Annotated in this window: 16 protein-coding genes; 11 read left to right on the top strand and 5 right to left on the bottom strand. The window is 55.9% G+C overall.

Going from position 1 to position 18,869, the window contains the following annotated elements; translation table 11 throughout:
• Positions 1–131 precede the first annotated feature (131 nt).
• Positions 132–920, bottom strand: a complete 789-nt coding sequence (locus RBB75_RS20695; RefSeq protein WP_179638988.1) for an NAD(P)H-dependent oxidoreductase — start codon at positions 918–920, stop codon at positions 132–134.
• A 131-nt stretch (positions 921–1,051) separates the two neighbouring features.
• On the opposite strand from RBB75_RS20695, the gene RBB75_RS20690 reads away from it, so the two are divergent.
• Positions 1,052–1,423: a winged helix-turn-helix transcriptional regulator gene (locus RBB75_RS20690; protein WP_353070479.1), complete on the top strand. Its 372-nt coding sequence runs from the start codon at positions 1,052–1,054 to the stop codon at positions 1,421–1,423.
• Positions 1,424–1,602: 179 nt separating this feature from the next.
• Here the strand turns inward: RBB75_RS20690 and RBB75_RS20685 are convergent, their stop codons facing one another.
• The 3 genes from RBB75_RS20685 to RBB75_RS20675 all read right to left on the bottom strand — a co-directional run bounded on the left by RBB75_RS20685 (position 1,603) and on the right by RBB75_RS20675 (position 4,313).
• Positions 1,603–2,334, bottom strand: a complete 732-nt coding sequence (locus tag RBB75_RS20685) for an SDR family oxidoreductase (RefSeq protein ID WP_353070478.1) — start codon at positions 2,332–2,334, stop codon at positions 1,603–1,605.
• A gap of 220 nt (positions 2,335–2,554) precedes the next feature.
• The gene (locus tag RBB75_RS20680; protein ID WP_353070477.1) at positions 2,555–3,301 is read right to left on the bottom strand and encodes a DUF4386 domain-containing protein; all 747 of its coding nucleotides are present in this window, start codon (positions 3,299–3,301) and stop codon (positions 2,555–2,557) included.
• Between the two features lie 208 nt (positions 3,302–3,509).
• Complete coding sequence (locus RBB75_RS20675) at positions 3,510–4,313, bottom strand: helix-turn-helix domain-containing protein (RefSeq protein WP_353070476.1); 804 nt, start codon at positions 4,311–4,313, stop codon at positions 3,510–3,512.
• Between the two features lie 326 nt (positions 4,314–4,639).
• On the opposite strand from RBB75_RS20675, the gene RBB75_RS20670 reads away from it, so the two are divergent.
• The 10 genes from RBB75_RS20670 to RBB75_RS20625 all read left to right on the top strand — a co-directional run bounded on the left by RBB75_RS20670 (position 4,640) and on the right by RBB75_RS20625 (position 16,255).
• Positions 4,640–4,990, top strand: coding sequence for a PadR family transcriptional regulator (locus RBB75_RS20670; protein ID WP_353070475.1), 351 nt, complete (start codon positions 4,640–4,642; stop codon positions 4,988–4,990).
• A gap of 25 nt (positions 4,991–5,015) precedes the next feature.
• Positions 5,016–7,649, top strand: a complete 2,634-nt coding sequence (locus RBB75_RS20665; RefSeq protein ID WP_353070474.1) for an ABC transporter permease — start codon at positions 5,016–5,018, stop codon at positions 7,647–7,649.
• A 569-nt stretch (positions 7,650–8,218) separates the two neighbouring features.
• Positions 8,219–9,151: an ArdC family protein gene (locus RBB75_RS20660; RefSeq protein WP_353070473.1), complete on the top strand. Its 933-nt coding sequence runs from the start codon at positions 8,219–8,221 to the stop codon at positions 9,149–9,151.
• Positions 9,152–9,238: 87 nt separating this feature from the next.
• Complete coding sequence (locus RBB75_RS20655; protein ID WP_353070472.1) at positions 9,239–10,930, top strand: ParB/RepB/Spo0J family partition protein; 1,692 nt, start codon at positions 9,239–9,241, stop codon at positions 10,928–10,930.
• Between the two features lie 54 nt (positions 10,931–10,984).
• The gene (locus tag RBB75_RS20650; RefSeq protein ID WP_353070471.1) at positions 10,985–11,266 is read left to right on the top strand and encodes a hypothetical protein; all 282 of its coding nucleotides are present in this window, start codon (positions 10,985–10,987) and stop codon (positions 11,264–11,266) included.
• A 182-nt stretch (positions 11,267–11,448) separates the two neighbouring features.
• A complete protein-coding gene (locus RBB75_RS20645; RefSeq protein WP_353070470.1) occupies positions 11,449–12,303 on the top strand; it encodes a RepB family DNA primase in 855 nt (284 codons plus the stop codon).
• Between the two features lie 370 nt (positions 12,304–12,673).
• Complete coding sequence (locus tag RBB75_RS20640; protein WP_353070469.1) at positions 12,674–13,045, top strand: single-stranded DNA-binding protein; 372 nt, start codon at positions 12,674–12,676, stop codon at positions 13,043–13,045.
• Between the two features lie 141 nt (positions 13,046–13,186).
• The gene (locus RBB75_RS20635) at positions 13,187–15,475 is read left to right on the top strand and encodes an AAA family ATPase (RefSeq protein ID WP_353070467.1); all 2,289 of its coding nucleotides are present in this window, start codon (positions 13,187–13,189) and stop codon (positions 15,473–15,475) included.
• A gap of 86 nt (positions 15,476–15,561) precedes the next feature.
• Positions 15,562–15,948, top strand: coding sequence for a hypothetical protein (locus RBB75_RS20630; RefSeq protein ID WP_353070466.1), 387 nt, complete (start codon positions 15,562–15,564; stop codon positions 15,946–15,948).
• Between the two features lie 64 nt (positions 15,949–16,012).
• Positions 16,013–16,255 carry a cation transporter gene (locus RBB75_RS20625; RefSeq protein ID WP_353070465.1) on the top strand — a complete coding sequence of 81 codons (243 nt, stop codon included), beginning with the start codon at positions 16,013–16,015 and terminating at the stop codon, positions 16,253–16,255.
• A gap of 137 nt (positions 16,256–16,392) precedes the next feature.
• Here RBB75_RS20625 and RBB75_RS20620 read toward each other — a convergent pair whose 3' ends face one another.
• Positions 16,393–18,840 carry a heavy metal translocating P-type ATPase gene (locus RBB75_RS20620; RefSeq protein WP_434557161.1) on the bottom strand — a complete coding sequence of 816 codons (2,448 nt, stop codon included), beginning with the start codon at positions 18,838–18,840 and terminating at the stop codon, positions 16,393–16,395.
• Positions 18,841–18,869 lie beyond the last annotated feature (29 nt).

The raw sequence follows: 18,869 nt of genomic DNA, 5'->3' as shown, positions 1-18,869 counted from the left end.
CACCATCGCCCGTGCTTCGTAAAAACAATAAGGCCTCACTTACCTATCGAGGTGGGACCGACACGTGATCCCGTTAGCTCTGCTCTGCGCCTCAAGTAAACAAGATGACCGATTCAGATGCAGTGTGAACCTCAAACAAAGAGATCAGGTTCTGCGTGATGGGCAACAATACCGGTTCGTCCGGGAGCTATCTCCGCCGCAAGCTGATGTTTATCCTGGTAATCCCCGCTGTTTTGGGCACGAAACGGTATCGGTGCATCGGTGAACAATCCATCGAGCCGATTGTTCAGTCCCTCTATAGCGAGCCCGGTCTCTGCTTCGCTAAGACGACCGGTGCCATAGACGGCAAATGTGGGCAGCACTTCCATGCCGGAGAAGAACAAGGTTCCGTGAGTGATGGGAAAGAGGATCTGCTCTAGCGAACCGTTGATACCGCGCGCACCATAATCCTCAAAAGGACCACCAACTGTGACGGAGAGCAGTGCCCGTTTGCCCGCAAAGCCGCCTTCTCCATAGCGGTGTTGATTCCCAGCATCCTTGTATCCGTAGGCCAACCCGTACGCAAAGACGCGGTCAACCCAGCCTTTCAGGATCGCCGGAAAGCTGAACCACCATATCGGAAATTGAAAGACGATAGCGTCTGCCTGGCGCAGCTTGGCCTGTTCGTCCTCCACGTCCTGAGTTTGCGCGCGCTTCGCATATGCGTTCCCGGATTCGCTGACGAAGCACAGTCGGTCCTCGTTCACTCGCTGAGGAAAGTCAGCCGCATCGAAGACCGCTTTCCAGTTCATCGCGTATAGATCGCTTTCGAGAACGCGATGTCCAGACGCAAGCAAGCTTGTCTTGGCGGCTTCCACGAGCGTGCGTGTTAGGGACGTAGGCTCTGGGTGAGCATGGATCAGCAAAACAGTCTTCTGCATTTGGCTTCCTCTGGGTGGTACATCCTGACTCCCTAAAGAGATGAAGACTGAGGCTTCTAAGATGCAGAAATAATGGTACTTACAAATATGTGATGTACTATCAAAAAAGATAGTGTAGTGAGGAGCAGCCGGTGACGAAGCGTCGTTTCAAAGAATACGAACTGGAAACCGGCTGCGGCGTCGAGGCCTGTTTAGAAGTGGTCGGGGGAAAGTGGAAGGGGCTCATTCTCCACCACCTTATGCAACATGGGACGCTGCGCTTCAATCAGCTTCAGAAGCTGAAGCCGAACCTGAGCCCCCGCATCCTCACCGCCCAGCTTCGAGAACTGGAGCGCGATGAGGTAATAGTCCGTGAGGTCTATCCAGTCGTTCCACCGAAGGTGGAGTACTCGCTGTCACCTGCCGGGGAATCGCTTCGTGAACTGATTCAAGCGATGCAGAAATGGGGTGATCGTTTCCTCGTTCGGGTCAATGCACCCGTTCGGAAAACCTCGGCCAAGTGACACCAGTCGAAAATCCCATGGTTGACCTCTCTGGGAAGAGGCAAGCTCCCGCGAGACACATTCGGTGAACTTCGGAGAGTTATGATTTGTCGAGTCCATGTCGCTTGGTGGTAAATCGCCGATGCACTCAATGACAACCGCTCACGATGCCCATTCGTTGTTTCGGAAACAATCGCAAACTACCAATCGTAAGCGCCGTCCTTGTGGAAGAAACCCGCGGTCGGGCCCTCTTCGCCGATCTGCGCGTAGTTCACTATCGCGATGGCACCGTCGGCTGCCGTCCCCGGACCGCTGTGGTTGTTCAGGTCCGTGGCGACGTAGCCGGGGCAAACCGAGTTGACCTTCGCCTTCGTGTCCCGTAGTTCCCACGCCAGGTTCACGGTGAACATGTTAAGCGCTGCCTTTGAGGCGTTATAACCGAGCGGCTTCACACCGTAGAACGGCGAATCTGAGTTGGTGTTGATCTCGAGAGAACCCAGACCGCTGGAGACGTTCACGATGCGTGCTGCGGGCGCTGCCTTCAGTAGTGGCAGCAACGGCTGCGTGAACTGCACCGTGCCGAAGAAGTTCGTGTTGAAAATGCCCTTGATCGCGTCGATCGAGGCCGTACTGGCAGGCGCATCGGCCCCGGTCATGTCGGCAACGCCAGCGTTGTTGACCAGCACATCCAGGTGGCCAAACTCCTTCGCAATCTTCTCGGCGAGCGCAGTCGCGGTTTCGTGTGCACGCTCCAGATCGGCATGCACGAATCGAACGTCCAGCGCTTCGGCTCGCAGCTTTGCCGCTGCCTCTTCGCCACGGACGGCGTCGCGTGCGCCTAACAACACAATAAAGCCGGCTTTGCCAAGCGCCCGCGAAACCTCAAACCCAATGCCCTTGTTAGCGCCCGTTACCAGAACAACCTTTGCCATGCATTATCTCCCTTGCCGCTCGGGTTGTTAGATTCTGTGACGCGCGGAAAGATTCGACTACGACCGGTGCACCTGCGCAGTTTTCGTGCTCGGAATGCAGATGGCGAATCGTCGAGTCACTTGACGACCTGTTTCGAGTGGATGAGTGACTAGCCCTGAATGCGTCAATTGAGTATTACTTCCGGAGGGTCGTCGCTATGAATTCCTAACCTATTTGGAATCACAGTGCGTTCGTCCGCTCACTCCATCTGACGACGTTTAGTCCTCGGACCAGCAGCCAAAGGGTCAAAGCCATTTCCGCGATTCCCGCAGGAAACATAATGTAGGGAAACAGATGAAGCTCGGCGAGGATTGGAATGACCCTGACGAAAATGTTGGCGACGTAACCCAGCCCACCGATCGCCAGTGCTATCCCCAGAATTCGGGGGAAGTAGGTAGATCGGTAAAGTAGGTACCCGACAATTGCGCAATGGAGGCCGAAAAAGAACAGCGCGATATCAAAGCCGAGAGTGCGCATCTTCAGCAAGGTGATCGCGAGAGCTTGCAATTGGCCGGGGCTGAATTCGTCAAGAGAGTGCGAGCCGCCCAGGATGATCGACACTACAAAGTGATTGATTATATTTGCACTCGCTATGGCTGCAAAGGTAAGCCTGAAATACGCGGCAAGTAGGGCTATCTTCTTGCTGACGGGCTTGAGCAACTCGTAGAAGACCAGCGCCAGACTAACGTCGCATGCATATACGACTAACTGTGCGACACCTCCAAATTCATATGAGAGGATGGAGTGCTGAATCTTGGCCAAAGTCTGGAGCGATGGCTCTCCAAGCATCATTCCGGACGGGGCAACAGCAAATGGGGCAAACAAGCCCCCAAGGATAATCAGAAGATAAAGGAAACCGCCGATTCTGGCCTGGAGAAGCGGGGAATATTGTGCGGTCACATCGTTCGCGGCAATCTCTCGGTTCATACGTTCCTCTCGATTCGCGGTTGAGCTGCGGGGTGCAATATCTGGTTTACCCGCGATCCGTCAGATCGCACGCGACAGCGAGAGCCATTCTCGTTCAGCCTTGAATCGTGAAGCACTGAACAAAGTCGGATCTACAGGCGGCGCGCCGCAATGTCCCTAGCGGCAATTCTGCATGGCAAACGCTTCGATGTCTTGGACAAATCGGAACTCAGCTCTCCGAGATATGGTTCTGACAGCGACCTGTCTGCGCCGCATAAGCTGTCGCATCGAGACCCGCAAAGGCTCGAAAATCGTTCGCAAAGTGTGACTGGTCGTAGTACCCACAACTTGAGGCTAGGTCCGCCAAAGGGACCTTGGTTCCGTCGCGCAGGGAGCGAGTAATATCTTGAAATCGTTGAATGCGGCACCACAACCGGGGGGCAATCCCAACCTCTTCGCGAAATATTTGAGACAGCCAACGTTCGCTTATGCCGATCGAATGAGCGCATTTGGAAACGCTCAGGCCCTTATTCCGAAATAGGTGCACGGCATAATTCGCGATCTCAGACCGGTGCGATCTAGCTTGAACCAGACGGCTTAACTCTTCGTCCAGATGCCGTAGTTTCTGAATCGGGGTTTGCAAATTTGACACATCAGCGGCGACTTGTGTGCCACGCCAAACGTCCTCTAGCGCGGCTGATTGGCGAAAGAGCAAGTCCGCGCGCTCATTGAACAGTCCGGTAAACCCTCCCGGGCGGATCACTATTCCTGCCAGTTCCTCGACACCAGCCGTATCGATAATCTGAAATTGATCACGTACTCCCATCACGACTGCTCGAGAGTGCTTCTCACTCGCGCTTCCATCAATCTCGCCGTAATTGAGATCATGACTCGATAGGCTGATTACAATTTGCGCACACCCGTTAGGCAAAACTCGCTCTCGTCGACAGGGCATCCTTTGTGCGTTGCAATACCACAGCGACTTTACCCAAGGGCGCAAGAGCGGAGTTGGAGCTTGCTCGAAAAAGATCATGATGCAGGCGACACTTGGCTTTTGACCATGTGGCGTTGATTGTAGTCGATAAGACCCATCTCGGGAGGTTTGATGCCAACCCTCGGAGCACCACGCCAACACCATGGATGGAACGGGGCAGATCTCTGCAATACAGAAGAGAACCGCAGGGCATGTCGCCGCCGGAAGTGATTCTCGGTTCGCGCCAAATCGCTGGGCCACTCAATGAGTGCCTTGTCCTGTAAGCAACAATTCACCCAGTGAGTGGTTCCCGGAAGAGGGCGATCGAATTCCGTCTTGACAATCCTTCAATACTTGTTTAGTCTAGGCATGTAGCGAACAAGCCTATGACAGAAAGCAATGCACGCGATTTGTTTCCCGGCGCGCTCGAGATGATGATCCTTGAGTCGCTTCGCCGCCAGCCGGCCCATGGATACGCGCTGGTCCAGCATATCCAGCAGCGATCCAACAACCTGCTTCAGGTAGAAGAGGGCTCGCTCTATCCGGCGCTTCAGCGATTGCTGAAAGTAAAGCTGGTCAAGGCGGAGTGGGGCCTCTCGTCGACCAATCGCCGCGTCCGAACCTATCGAATCACTGATGCTGGTCTGAGCCGCTTGGAACAGCAGATATCTAGCTTTGAGCGCATGTTTGAAGGCATCTCGCTGGTTCTCAACCCGGGCAAGGCCACCACAAGCTGAAGGGGCCATCTGAAAGAGGCTTCCAATGAACTGGATTCCGCAGATCTTCCGCCGCCGCAAAATTTACAACGATCTCTCCGAAGAAATCCGCCTGCACATGGAAGAGCGCACCGAGCAACTGATGCTCGAAGGCATGAGCCCGAAGGAAGCGAAACAAGCAGCGCACCTTGCCTTCGGTAATCGAACAGTCGTGGAGGAACGGAGCCGCGAAGTGTGGCAATGGCCCACGCTGGAGTCGATCGTCGCCGATGTCCGCTTTGCCCTGCGCCAGTTGCGCAAATCTCCCGGTTTCACCATCGCCGCTGTTTTGACGCTGGCGTTGGCAATTGGGGCAAACGCCGTTGTGTTCGGCATCATGGATGGTCTGGTTCTGCGGCCACTGAATGTGCTGCAGGTGGAGAGCCTCTACGGAACTCACTATGGGGACAATCCCACGTGGCAGTCGTATCCCAACTACATCGACCTGCGCAATCGCAACCACAGCTTCGAGGACCTGTCCGCTTTCAACATGGTCCTGGGAGTGGGATTCGATACTGGCAAAGATCCGATTGCCGCAAACGGCTTTGCAGCGACAGGCAATTACTTCGACGTGCTGCGCATTCAACCCTACCTTGGCCGTTTGTTCCACGCATCCGATGAGCACGGCCCCAACAGCGCTCCGTATATTGTGCTCACTTACGCATATTGGCACGACCGGTTCCACGACGATCCAGGAGTGGTGGGCCGCTCCGTTCAACTCGATAAGCACCCTTTCACCATCATCGGCGTGGCGCCGCCTAAGTTCCAGGGAACGATCATGTTTATCGCGCCGGATTTCTTTATGCCCCTCGTGAACGAGGAACAGATGGGTGCGCCGAGCCTCAACACACGCGCGACTGAACATGGGGTTTTTGAGGCGATGGGACACCTGAAGCCGAGAGTGACTCCAGCTCAGGCCGTGGCCGACGTGGATGTCGTGAACGCATACCTGGAAAAGACTTATCCCAGAGACATTGTTCACCACGACACGGCGCTGTCGCGGGAGGGCCTGACTTCCTTTGGTCCAGCGGTGCGGGCATTTGTCACGGGACTGATGCTGCTTTCCGGACTGATCCTGCTGGCAGCGTGCGCCAATCTGGGCAGCCTGTTCGCGGCGCGCGCTGCCGACCGCTCCCGTGAAATCGCGCTGCGTCTCGCGCTTGGCTCGACCCGCAAGCGCATCCTGCGCGGGCTATTTACCGAAGCGCTGCTGATCTCCCTCGCCGGCGGCGCTGCGGGACTGTTGGGCAGCTTCCTGCTATTGCGCCGCATGAGTATTTGGCAGCCCATTCCCGCGGTTCCGCTCCATATTCCGGTTCACCCCGACGCAATGCTCTATGTCGTTGCGTTGGGATTGGCTTTGCTCAGTGGATTCCTGTTCGGCATCGTGCCGATACGCCAGATCCTCCGCGCCAATCCGTACGAGATCATCAAGGCGGGGTCGAGCGCCAGGACCGGGCGCAGGCTGACAATCCGCGATGTGCTTCTCGTCGCTCAGATTGCGATCTGCGCGGTTCTTGTTACATCTTCGCTGGTGGCCGTGCGAGGGCTTGTGCGCTCGCTGCACAGCAAGTTCGGTTTCGATCCGCGCGACACGATGACGGCAGGTGTGGACTTGGCTGCGGCCGGTTACAGCTTGGACAAGGTGCCCGCCATGCAGAAGCGGATGATCGAAGCGATGGGGACGATCCCCAAAGTGGAAGCGGTGGGCCTCGTGAACGGTTACCCTCCCCTGGTCTATACCGCTGGCAACCGGGTAGATGTGTACAAGGAAGAAACCACCGATCTAAGGCCTCCGAACGCCGCTGCCATGCCTTTTCGGTATGAGGTGTCTCCCGGATATTTCGAAGCTGCGAGCACAAACTTGCTGGTTGGCAGGAGCTTCTCGTGGCAGGACGACAAGAACGCGCCCGCCGTAGCGGTCGTCAATCGCGATTTCGCCAACAGAATGTTTGGCTCGGTCACGGCCGCGGTCGGCAGAACTTACAGACTTCAGGACGGAGCACGAGTCCAGGTTGTGGGCGTTGTTGAGGATGGAAAATACATGTCCCTCACGGAAGATCAGCAGCCAGCGATGTTTCTTCCGTTCATGCAGTCGCCGTCGAGTGCGGCTTACCTGTTGGTGCGCTCGAAGCGCGATCCGCAACAGCTTGCCACGGCCATGAGGCTCAAGGTGCGGGAGCTGGATTCGGGACTGCCGGTTAGCACGCAGACGTTGAGCCAGATGTTGGAGGTGGTACTGTTTCCCGCGCGAGTGGCAACCATGGCGCTGGGCGTACTGGGGATGATGGGCGCGATGCTTTCGATTACTGGCATTTTCGGGATGGCGGCGTATTCAGTGAGCAAGCGGCTGCGCGAACTGGGCATTCGCATGGCGTTGGGCGCGGCGCGCAAGGAAGTGCTGCACGTGGCGTTGGGGCGTCCCTTCAAATTACTGGCCATCGGGTCTGCCGCAGGGTTGGCCCTGGGGCTACTCGCCACGCGCGTGCTGGCGTTCATCGTCTACCAGGCGACGCCGCGCGACCCGTTCGTGTTGGCTGGGGTTGTGGTGGCAATGGCCCTGCTGGGCCTCGTGGCCACGTGGATTCCCGCGCAACGCGCTCTATCGGTCAATCCCCTGATCCTGCTGCGCGAAGACTGAGGCACTTGGGTTCTGCATAGGATAAGTGCATCCTAGACGTAGTCAGCAATACTACTATTCGTTCTCGCTTTAAGCTAAATCGCCGAGTCACTCATTGAGCTGTGATCGACAAGCGGAAATCAGCTTCTGCAAGGAAGTTCTTTGGCTGAGATCAGCAATTCGTCTGCTTTCACGATCTCGCTCCGCTCCGTCTGAAAGAGAAATATCCCCTCTGGACACCCCTAAAGAGAAAAGAAAAGCCTAGACAAGCGAGAGAGAATCTCAGCGGGGAGGTCCCCCCTCCCCGCAACGCCCCTGCGACAAGAGCAAAAACCACAGCGAACGCAATCTCCTGCGCTCCGCGCCCTGCAAGGAAGCCAAACCTTTCTGAGGAGCGCTGCTCCTGGCGCGCGCAAGGTGATGGAAAAAACTCCGTGCAGCTCCAGGTATTCGCTTCCTCCGGCCTACGGCTGGCCTGTCGGCCACTTTTCCCACACCCTGCACTTGCCGCCCTCGCTGGCGTGGGCCAGGGCCAAGGCGTGTTTGTGAGCAAACACAGCAAGGCCATTCAAAGACGGAGGATTCACCCAATGAGCACCATCGCCACCACGAACGAAACCAGCAACGTTACTTCCCTTCCCTCGACCTCCAAAGCGCAAACGGCCAAAGAAGTTATTGCCGCTAACGTAAAGCTCCTCATCGAACAGCTTGAGGCAGGCCACAGCGAAGGACTCACCGCGTACCTTACCGCAATGGGCCGTTTCCATAACTACAGCTTCGGGAACATTCTCGAAATCGCACGACAGAAGCCGGACGCAACCCGCGTTGCCGGGATGTATGCGTGGAATCAGCTAGGGCGCAGAGTCATCAAGGGGCAGAAGGGCATCCGCATTCTCGCTCCCATGATCGGGATTCGGAAGAAGAAAGACAGCGAAGCCGAGAAGGACATCACCAAGCAGAATCAGCCCGTACTCGTCGGCTTTCGTTCGGCCTATGTCTTCGATGTGAGCCAGACCGATGGCGCACCGCTCCCCGATCTCTCAGAGCGAGTGAAGGGCGAAGTAGGCGAGTACCGCGAACGCCTCATCGACTTTCTCATCGCGCAGGGTATCGAGCTTGAGTTCAAAGAGAGCATCGCCCCGGCGCTTGGCATGAGCTACGGAGGCCGCATCGCCATCCTTCCCGGACAGGCCGCAGCCGAAGAGTTCAGCACCCTTGTCCATGAAATCGCACACGAAATGCTCCACAAAGCAGAGCGCAGAACAGCTACCACCAAGACCGTCCGCGAGACCGAGGCCGAGGCAATCGCCTTTGTCGTCTCGCAGACCATCGGCCTCGACGCTGGAAAAAGCTCAGCCGACTACATCCACCTGTACCACGGCAACGCCGCGCTTTTGGCCGAGAGTTTGGAAGTGATTCAGCGCACATCAGCCTTGATTCTTTCCGCCATCGAAACGCCCGCCGCAGTAGAGCAGAGCGAGGCTGAAGCCGACCCCGAACCCGCACTGGCGCAAGCCAGCTAACCAATTCTTCCCCTCATGAGGGCGGACGGCTCAGGCCGTCCCGCTCCAACCACCTCGCGCGTCCCAACCCGCCCAAGGAGGGCACTCATGCAAAACAGCAGCGCATTTCAGTATCTCGCCATCGACATCATCCACGAGTCCACCACGAACCCCCGGCGCACTTTTGATGAAGCCAAGTTGCAAGAACTGGCCGACAGCATTCGACAGCATGGCCTCATTCAGCCCATCACCGTCCGGCCTAACAACGAAGGATTCGAGATCGTTGCAGGAGCAAGGCGCTATAGGGCTTCGTTGCTGGCCGAGCAGTTCTCAATCCCGTCTCGTATCGTCGAACTCACCGATGCACAATCCCTTGAATGGGCGCTAGTCGAAAATTCTCAACGCGTCGACGTTCATCCATACGAAGAGGCGCAAGGTTTCCAGCAGTTGCTCGACATTCTCGGCTACGACGTAGCCGCCTTGGTCGAGAAGTCAGGCAAGAGCGCAAGTCACATCTACGCCCGTCTGTCTCTACTGCAACTCATTCCCGAAGTTGCCGAAGCGTTCACGCAGGAGCGCATAACGGCCAGCCACGCCAACCTCATCGCCCGTCTACCGCAGGAATCACAGGCCGAGGCATTCAAGCAGTGCTGGCGCAAGGACTGGCAAGACGCGGAGCCGCACCTGCTACCCGCCAAGCACGTATCCGCTTGGATTCAGAACAACCTCTACCTCGCCCTTGCGGATGCTCCATTCGACCGCGAAGACCCCACCCTCAACCCAGCAGCCGGAGCTTGCGTCACTTGCCCCCGCCGCAGCGGATACAACACTTCCCTCTTTTCGGACGTAACTGACGGCGACCAGTGCCTCCACGGACCCTGCTATCAAATCAAGCTCACTGCCCACATCGACCGCGAGATTGCGGCCCGTCCCGAGCTTATCCAGATCGAGAACGCGTGGAGGAACGCACGAGAGCAGAGGCCCGGAGCAGTCCAGCGCGGGCACTTCCGCGAGATCGAGACTGTAGTCGAGAACCCGGACGCCGACCCAGCCCCACCGTGCGCAGCCGCGAAGCCCGCAATCATCGTCTACGGCAAGCGAGTAGGAACCACTCTCACGGTATGCACAGACGACGATTGCCCCGTACACGACCCACGAGCAGCAGAAGAACAAGCCGCCAATCCCGCCCCGACATTGGCGCCCGCGTCCGAAGTCGAGACACAGGAAGAGGCCGAGGAACGACAGCGCAACTACGAACAACAACGAAAGGAGTACGAGCAGGAGCAGGAGCGGAAAGCCAAAGAGCGGAAACAGCAGTTCGAGCGGGAACAGAAAGAGCATGAAGCCGAACGCGCCCGTAGAGAGAAGTTGCATAAGGCGCGTGTATCCAAGTTCGACCGCATCCTCGAAAAGGCTCCAGCCATGTTCAGCGCAGCGCAGTTGAAGGTATTTCTCCGCGCTCTCGTCACTATCGACCCTTACGCCTTCGATGACGTAGCGGAACAGCTTGCCGCTAACGACGAAAACAACGAGCAGACCTCCGAAGAGATTCTGCTATCAACGATCGACGGACTACCAGATGACGAGCTCACCGGGTTTGCTATTCGTCTCGTCCTCACCGCACACACACCCATTCCACGCGATGGCGAGCTCGACCTTCTAACCGAGGCCGAAACCGCGTTTGCTCCCCCACAACCCAAGAAGACTGACAGCAAGAAAACGAAGACACCCACGCCGATCAAAACCGCTCAGAAGACCACAGCGAAGAAGAAGACGGCTAAGAAGCAAGCTGCAGCCTAACTCGCAGCGGGAGTCAGCTAACCGGCTCCCGCTCTTTTCCAAAAGGAGGAGATCATGTTTCAGTTCAACTACAAACTCAAGGTCGCCGAGCGGGTGAAGGCGAAGTGCGAACGGCATCCCCGTTACAACCCGGAGCGGGACGGGCGGGGCGGAATCAAGGGTGGATGCTCCACTTGCTTCTCTCTCTTTGACCTGCACCAGGCGAGGCTATCGCTGGACGCAGCTCACAGGGAGTTTCTAAGAAGAGCATTGCCCTGGACACGGGTTCGACGATCACGTACTAAGCCGCAGTTACCCAAGCAGGATGAACCACCCATGCAAAATACGACCCTCTGAATCGGGGGGTTGCGTTTGCAGCCCCTTCTCTTCGCAAAATAGTGGGCAATGGTGTCAAAAAGTGCCCTTCTCATCTCGCTTAGATGGTAGATGCCAAGACTCGCCCACTCAATGGCGGGCGGCGGGGCCTTTCCCTCCCCTGCACCCCTCCTAAGCCAAAAGGCATCGGGAAGGAGAGATCGATGGATAAGACCGAATCCACTGTTCGCATCATGCTCACTGCTATCGAAGGGCCGCTCTACGATGTCGGTGTCCTGAGTGAGCGTGGAATGCTTCCGAGACTCGACGGCATCTCGGCCGCGGCGATCCTCGATAGGCTTTCTCTGTTCAAGTACCGCAATGCCCACGGCTCGCACATCTACATTCGTCCATCGGGCGAGCATCGCTTCACCACACTCGACGATCTCAACGAGACCTCCCTCGCCAGGCTCTCGGCAGACGGCTTCAATCCGTGTGCCGTGATCGAGACCAGCGCCGGCAACTTCCAGGCGTGGCTCATGCACTCACGGGTATTTCCGAAGCTTCTCGGAACCTTCGCCGCGCAGACATTGGCAGGGCGATACGATGCCGACCCCAGCGCGGCTGACTGGAGGCGGTTCGGGCGGCTTCCCGGCTTTACGAATTGCAAGCCCAAATACCGCAAGCCTGACGGCCTCTTCCCTTTCGTTCGTCTGCACAGCTACACCGGACAGCAGTACCCGATGGCGCAGGCTTTCGAGCAAGAGATAACGAAGTTATACGAGGCCCGAGACCAGGAACGCGAGGCCCAGCGATTGCAACGTTCTCTTTCTCCCCAAAGGGGACCGAGGTTATCGAATTTATCCCTAGAGCGCTTCCGAACTTCGGTCAAGTACCAGGACCGGCCCGCCGCTGCTGATATAGCGTTCTGCGTCGCCGCTTATGCCAATGGCTTAAGTGAGGACCGGATTGAATGTGCCCTTGAAGACGACTATCTCTCCCGCGATCCCAGCCCTACAAAACGAGCTGCCTACATTCGAAGGACGATGGAGAAGGCGAGGAGATGGACCGGACGATGAGCATCGGTGCTGCATTTGCCCTTGTCATTCTTCCTCCTGATTGCGAAATGACTCTTCTAGTTTCTGAGCTGGCTTTTGCAACTCGCGCCATGATAGAGGCCGTTGAACAGTGAGGCTCCCTTCCGGTTTGCCTTTCTATCTGCGTTCAGCGTGCCGCGCTCAAAGCACCCCCGCCCTTCGGACGCACGCTCTCCTTCCAAGATTCCACTGCGCGCCTCTTCGAGGTGCGGACTCCTGTCCCCATAGCAAGTCTGGGTCCCCTTCCGCAGATTCTATCCAGTCGCCGAGGGAGTGGGTCGCGACGGCACACCCGTTGGGCAAGCATGTACCGCAGACAGCGGACAAACCAAAAGAAACGGAGCTAAATACCATGTTCAACAAAGTCACTTTCATCGGCCGCCTCGGACAGAACGCAGAAGCCAAAACCGCTCAGAACAACAAAGAGTACGTCATCCTCAACATCGCAACCCAGGAAAGCTGGAAGAACGACAAGGGCGAATACGAGAACCGCACCGAGTGGCACCGCGTTTTCGCCTGGAGGAATCTCTCGAAGTTCGCCAAGACTCTCCAGAAGGGGCAGCTCATCACCTTGGAAGGCATTCTCCGGTATCGCGAGGTAGAGGATGAGGTCAACGGGACCACCTTCAAGCACCGGATCGCCGAGATCCACGCCATCAGCATGAAGCGGCTCTCAAAAGTTGAAGCCGCAGATGATCCTTCGGACGGAGCCGACGACGAGTAGTCGTCGCAAGCTATGTGGATGAGGCCGGGGCGGTCTCATCCACCTTCATTGTCTTTTCCCTTGCAGCAGAGCGTTTATGATCAGCATGAAAGATTTAGCCCCCTTACGCCATCAGTAAGGGAGCTTTGAAGAAAGCTGACAATGACACTCACTAAGTTCGTCTCCATCAAAAACATCGGTCGATTCCAAAACTACAACGCAGCAGGCGATGTCACGTTGAAACGTGTGAATTTGATCTTTGCCGAGAACGGACGGGGAAAGAGTACGCTCTGCGCCATTCTCAGATCACTACAGAACAACGATCCGGCGCATGTACTTGGCAGGACGACTTTGGGCAGCGCATCCACGCCCGAAGTCATGTTGCTCACCGGCTCTGGAGTAGTTAACTTTAAGGCGAACGCCTGGACTCAGGCACTACCTCACCTGGCCATCTTCGACGCTACGTTCATTTCGGAGAATGTGTTCTCCGGGGATGCTGTAGACCTTGAGCATAAACGCAATCTCTATCGCGTGATTATCGGCAAGCAAGGAGTGAAGCTTGCACAGGAAGTCAATGACATCGACGCAGAAATCCGGGCGTCGACAAGTGCAATCAAGATAAAGCGTGCGGGTGTTGAAGGTCGGGTTCCTGCAGGCGTCGCCTTTGATGCCTTTGTGGAACTGGCGGTCGACCTCAAAGTTGATGAGAAGATTGCTGCAAAGGAAAGGGAGTTAGAAGCTGTCCAACAATCCACTCAGCTGAAGGCACGTGCCGGACTGTCCGAATTGGTTTTGCCGGTGGTTCCAGCCGAATTCGAAGCGTTACTAAGTCGCACACTTACCGATCTTTCTGCAGATGCCGAGCGTCGTGTCGCCGAGCATCTTGCGACACACGAGATGGGAAAGACTGGAGAAAGGTGGGTTCAGGAAGGACTGGGATATATTCGCGCCGACTCGTGCCCGTTCTGCAATCAGCCATTGCAAGGAGTGGACCTAATCGGTGCCTATCGTGCCTTCTTCGGTGAGGCTTACAACGATCTGAAGGAAGCCATCGCGTACCACCGAAATATGTTGAGCACATTATTTGGAGATCGCGCAATCGCAGACAGCGAAAGGATCATCGCGGGAAATGAGGCCTCTACAGAGTTTTGGAGCAGGTATTGCGACATATCCTCTCCCCAGCTCTCGACTCCGCAAGGCCTCGGCCGCTCGCTGCGTGAGATGCTTGAGGCCGCATTCGTACTTTCCGATCTAAAGGCGGGTGCCCCGCTTGAGGTAGTTCTCATCGACCAGCGCTATCTAAACGCGTTCGCAGTCGTGAATGCTTTACATGCTTCAGCAACTGAATACAACGTTGCAGTGCGTGCCGCAAATATAGCAATCACGGCAAAGAAGACATCTTTAGAGGGTGCCAGCATCGACCAGATCCAACGCGACCTGCTAATCCTGAAGGCTACGAAAACACGTCATAGCCCTGATTGTTCTAAAGCTGTAGATGAGCACCTGGGTGAGGTGAATAATAAGGAATCTTTGGAAGGCAAGAAGAGCGCGGCGAAAGAGAAGCTTGATACGCACACAGAGACCGTAATCAAGACCTACGAGAAGACAATCAATAAGCTGCTAGCCGATTTTCAGGCAGGGTTTCGGATCACTGGAACCAAACATGCTTATCCTGGAGGTGTTCCGAGTTCGGATTTTCAGATTCTCATCAACGACACACCGGTCAACCTTGGCGACGGAAACACGCCCTTGAGCACGCCCAGCTTTCGCAATACGTTGAGCTCGGGAGATAAAAGTACGTTAGCTCTGGCGTTCTTTCTCGCCGAGCTGGAGCACGACAGCAACAAGTCGGGACGCATTGTTGTCTTCGACGATCCGTTCAACAGCCAAGACGCCTTCCGCAAAGACCATACCGTCCAGAAAATACGACGGTGTGGGAGCGAATGCCTTCAAGTGATCGTTCTCTCCCATGACCAGAGCTTTTTGAAGCGGCTGTATGATCGGCTGCGAGAACAGAGTTTAGAACACAAATGCCTACATCTTACGCGGGTCGGACAGAGCAACACCCTCATGACGGAGTGGGATATCGAGGAGGCAACACAAGCACAGCAGCGTGCTGATATCTATGCGCTGAGAAACTTTTACAACGCGGCCGAAGGTAAGCCGAGGGACATTGTTAACAAGATTAGGCCAGTATTGGAGACATACTCCCGCAATCTGTTCCCGACGCAATTCGAAGATGACGACACCCTCGGCGTCATCTGCGGAAAGATTCGAGATGCAGGCACCACTCATGGTCTGACGCCCGTCCTTAGTGATCTGATTGAGGCGAACGATTACACGAAGCGATACCATCACGGAGAAAATCCGAACGCCGCTTCAGAACCAATCAACGATACAGAACTCCAGGGCTTTGTAGCGAAAACCCTATCGGTTGTCGGTTGCTGCTAATCAAATTCCCAAACCGACACTCCAAACGCAAAGAGGGGATAAATGCCATTCGGAATATGCTCGATGTGTCTGGAAGAGAAAAAATTATGTATGAGCATCTCTTGTCCAAGAAGATATATCTACTTTGTCGGACGGATGAGTTCGAGCCGGTTGCCGTCAATACGAAGGTGATGCGGCCTACGGTCAAACAGACGAAGGCATATCTGCTCTGCGAAACCTGCGAAGATAATCTCAATAAAAATGGCGAACGGATAACTGTACCGCTGCTCACCCGGTTTGGTGGACCGTTTCCGCTCTATGAGCGCTTGGTAAAGCATGTCGTTTTGCTAATTATTTGGCACATTGTTATTCGAATTATCTGGCACACGATCATTTTTGGTGTGCCCTCGCCGAACAGAAAAGGCCTCAAAACGGCAGGGATTGTACCGAATCAGACCTTATCGGCCCAGATTTGCAGCCGGTGTGCCAAATAGTCAGCAAAGGAATGCGCCAGATAATTAGCAAAGCTACAGCCTTGGTCCAGACTCAGAGAGAGCAATGTCGAGAACGAATGCAGTACTCCTATACTTGCTTGCGGTCTATATCGTGGTTAGTTCGTTCTTTACCCTTTTCAGTCGAGTCCGACCACAACCCTCAATTGTCGGCATCGTACTTTTGATCACTTCGGCAATCATCATGCCTTGGCTAGGCGCTACCAAGAAGCGCCTAGCCCGGGAGACAAACAGTGGAGCATTGAGAGCTGATGCAGCCCAAAGCAATATCTGCGCCTACATGTCTTGATCGCGCTTGCGGGACTAGTTTCAAATGCCATATTTCACGTCCCTTGGGCCGACTCTGTCGCGGCGCTGCTCCTATTACCCCTCGTTTTGAAAGAAGCGAACGAAGCCCGAAGAGGCGAAGTCTGCACCTGCTGAGCGTTAGAGCTTCGTCTTCCGAAGCCTAAGTGCGTTCGCAATCACCGATACCGAACTGAAGCTCATGGCCGCCGCTGCGATCATGGGATTCAGCAGAAGATGAAATGCCGGATACAGGACGCCTGCGGCAAGCGGCACCCCCAAAGCGTTGTAGATAAAAGCGAAGAACAGGTTTTGCCGGATGTTGCTCATGGTGCGCTGGCTCAAACGCCGCGCTTTGACAATTCCGCGCAGATCACCTTTTACTAAAGTGATTCCACCGGTTTCCATCGCCACATCGGTTCCCGTTCCCATGGCGATACCGACCTGAGCCTGAGCCAATGCCGGAGCGTCATTGACGCCGTCGCCGGCCATCGCAACGATTGCTCCCTGGGACTGGAGCTTTTTCACGACTTCGGCCTTCTTTTCCGGCAAAACGTCGGCCTCGAACTCGATGCCCAGCTTCTGCGCGACGGCTGCCGCAGTCGTGTGATTGTCGCCAGTGACCATCACCACCTTGATACCAGCCTCCCTCAATTCAGCAATTGCTTCTACCGCTGAGTCTTTGATGGGGTCAGCTACTGCGATCAGTCCTGCAAAGCGCCCATCCGACGCAATAAACATCACAGTTTGGCCCTCTTTCTGTAGGCCTTCGGCGCGACTCTTGAGTGGTTCCAGATTGGCGCCAAGATCGTGCATGAGCGCGGCGTTTCCTATACCGATATGTTTCCCTCGCAAGGTTCCTGTGACGCCTTTCCCCGTAATTGATTGGAAGTCTGCAACGTCAACCAGTTCAACCTTTTTCTCCTTCGCGCCCGCGAGGATTGCCGCAGCCAGCGGATGTTCGCTTGCTTTCTCAAGACTTGCGACCGATTGCAGAAGTTGATTCTCATCGTAGCCTTCTGCTGGAATCACTTCGGTGAGTCGTGGCTTGCCCTCGGTGAGGGTGCCCGTCTTGTCCACGACAAGAGTATTGACCTTCTCAAAGACTTCGAGAGCTTCAGCGTTCCGAATCAGTATTCCTTCCCCGGCACCTCGCCCAGTCCCGACCATGATCGACATCGGTGTTGCAAGTCCTAGAGCGCAGGGGCAAGCGATAATGAGCACTGCTACAGCATTCACAATCGCGTGGGCGTAGTGGGGCTGCGGGCCGACGATCGCCCACACTGCAAACGTAATCGCCGACGAAATCAAGACGGCAGGCACAAAATACGACGCTACCGTATCCGCAAGCCGCTGAATGGGAGCCCGGGTCCTTTGAGCTTCGCTCACCATCTTTACGATTTGGGCCAGAAGCGTGTCGGCTCCGACTCGTTCGGTCTTCATCACGAAGCTGCCAGTGCCATTGATCGTGCCGCCGACTACCTTGGCATCGGTCGACTTCTCTACCGGGATGGGCTCGCCGCTCACCATGGATTCGTCTACGGAACTGCGACCCTCAGTTACGACGCCATCCGTTGGAACTTTCTCGCCAGGTCGAACGCGGAGCTGGTCCCCAACCTGAATGTCACTCAGCGCTACATCCTTCTCTTTCCCATCGGCAGAAATCTTCCTTGCCGTCTTTGGTTCAAGAGCAAGCAAAGCCTTGATTGCACTACTGGTTTGACTACGCGCTTTCAGTTCCAAAACCTGCCCAAGGAGCACCAGAACCGTAATGACCGACGCGGCCTCGAAGTACAAAGCGAGATTGCCGGACATATCGCGGAACGTCGCGGGAAAGATGCCCGGTGCGATCACTGCAACAACGCTGTACAGGTAAGCCGAACCAGCGCCAATCGAAATGAGGGTGAACATATTCGGGCTGCGGTGGACGACGGACTCCCACCCACGCTCAAAGAAGGGCCAACCCGCCCATAGGACGACGGGTGTTGCCAAGGCAAATTCGATCCACCCGAGCAGCGCTCCCGATAGCCCATGCTGTACCGGGTGTCCGGGCAAGATGTCGGACACCATCACGACTAGCAACGGCAGCGTCAGCGCCACTCCAACCCAAAAGCGTCGTGTCATGTTCACCAGCTCTGGATTGGGTGAGTCTCCCGAGCCTGGCATCACATCCCTCGGTTCAAGCGTCATGCCGCAGATAGGACAGTTTCCTGGCTTGTCGCGGACGATCTCAGGGTGCATCGGACAGGAGTATTCCATGCGTGCTCTTGCCACCTCAAGCGTTGAGGGCTCGAGCGCCATGCCGCATTTGGGACAGTTTCCGGGCCCCGCCTTATGGACCTCCGGGTGCATGGGGCAGGTGTAGTCTGCCTTGGCGTCATCTCCCTTCACCTGTTCGTTAGTTGGGACTACCTGATTCGTCTGGAGATACCTGTTCGGATCGGCCTGAAACTTGGTTGCGCAGCCTTGGCTGCAGAAATAGAACTTCTCTCTGTTGTGATCCACGGATATCGCTTTGGCGCGATCAACCTGCATCCCGCAAACCAGGTCTTTAAGAAGCTGCTTCGCCGGATCAACCATCATTGGCATCGTAGAGCCTTCCACTTCTTCACTTGCTT

It is taken from the genome of Tunturibacter empetritectus (assembly GCF_040358985.1).
GTDB classification, from domain to species: domain Bacteria; phylum Acidobacteriota; class Terriglobia; order Terriglobales; family Acidobacteriaceae; genus Edaphobacter; species Edaphobacter empetritectus.
Note: the sequence above shows the minus strand (reverse complement) of the source record. Positions and strands in the feature narration are given on the sequence as shown.

Coding starts and splice junctions, on each gene's coding strand:
- RBB75_RS20695 (WP_179638988.1), bottom strand. CDS start 920: ATGCAGAAGACTGTTTTGCTGATCCATGCTCACCCAGAGCCTACGTCC.
- RBB75_RS20685 (WP_353070478.1), bottom strand. CDS start 2,334: ATGGCAAAGGTTGTTCTGGTAACGGGCGCTAACAAGGGCATTGGGTTT.
- RBB75_RS20680 (WP_353070477.1), bottom strand. CDS start 3,301: ATGAACCGAGAGATTGCCGCGAACGATGTGACCGCACAATATTCCCCG.
- RBB75_RS20675 (WP_353070476.1), bottom strand. CDS start 4,313: ATGATCTTTTTCGAGCAAGCTCCAACTCCGCTCTTGCGCCCTTGGGTA.
- RBB75_RS20670 (WP_353070475.1), top strand. CDS start 4,640: ATGACAGAAAGCAATGCACGCGATTTGTTTCCCGGCGCGCTCGAGATG.
- RBB75_RS20665 (WP_353070474.1), top strand. CDS start 5,016: ATGAACTGGATTCCGCAGATCTTCCGCCGCCGCAAAATTTACAACGAT.
- RBB75_RS20660 (WP_353070473.1), top strand. CDS start 8,219: ATGAGCACCATCGCCACCACGAACGAAACCAGCAACGTTACTTCCCTT.
- RBB75_RS20655 (WP_353070472.1), top strand. CDS start 9,239: ATGCAAAACAGCAGCGCATTTCAGTATCTCGCCATCGACATCATCCAC.
- RBB75_RS20650 (WP_353070471.1), top strand. CDS start 10,985: ATGTTTCAGTTCAACTACAAACTCAAGGTCGCCGAGCGGGTGAAGGCG.
- RBB75_RS20645 (WP_353070470.1), top strand. CDS start 11,449: ATGGATAAGACCGAATCCACTGTTCGCATCATGCTCACTGCTATCGAA.
- RBB75_RS20640 (WP_353070469.1), top strand. CDS start 12,674: ATGTTCAACAAAGTCACTTTCATCGGCCGCCTCGGACAGAACGCAGAA.
- RBB75_RS20635 (WP_353070467.1), top strand. CDS start 13,187: ATGACACTCACTAAGTTCGTCTCCATCAAAAACATCGGTCGATTCCAA.
- RBB75_RS20630 (WP_353070466.1), top strand. CDS start 15,562: ATGTATGAGCATCTCTTGTCCAAGAAGATATATCTACTTTGTCGGACG.
- RBB75_RS20625 (WP_353070465.1), top strand. CDS start 16,013: ATGTCGAGAACGAATGCAGTACTCCTATACTTGCTTGCGGTCTATATC.
- RBB75_RS20620 (WP_434557161.1), bottom strand. CDS start 18,840: ATGCCAATGATGGTTGATCCGGCGAAGCAGCTTCTTAAAGACCTGGTT.